Annotated in this window: 1 protein-coding gene; it reads right to left on the bottom strand. The window is 55.4% G+C overall.

Going from position 1 to position 251, the window contains the following annotated elements; genetic code table 11:
* Positions 1–124: 124 nt before the first annotated feature.
* On the bottom strand, positions 125–251 hold a 127-nt coding region (locus CG471_RS29950), incomplete at its 5' end, for an IS3 family transposase (protein WP_218964300.1).

Below are 251 nucleotides of genomic sequence, written 5' to 3'. Positions count from 1 at the left end.
CTCGATAATCGCCCATTCCCGATCTGTCAGTTCGTACCGCCGCCGTGCCATCAAGCCCTCCAACTCTGGAGGCCTCTGAATCACGCCAATCGCCAATCCTCAAGGCTTTTTATGAGTTTACGGCCTAGACGCCTTCTGCTTTCAAAATCTGCTGCCGTTCGAACTGTGCGGGGGACAGCATCCCGTTCCTGACCTGCTTGCGGACCGGATTGTAGAACATCTCGATGTAATCGAACACGTCCTGCCGGGCT

Source organism: Sphingobium sp. IP1 (assembly GCF_002708645.1).
Classification (GTDB): Bacteria; Pseudomonadota; Alphaproteobacteria; order Sphingomonadales; family Sphingomonadaceae; genus Sphingobium; species Sphingobium yanoikuyae.
The sequence above is the reverse complement of the archived record's forward strand: the minus strand, read 5'-3'. Positions and strand labels throughout refer to the sequence as shown.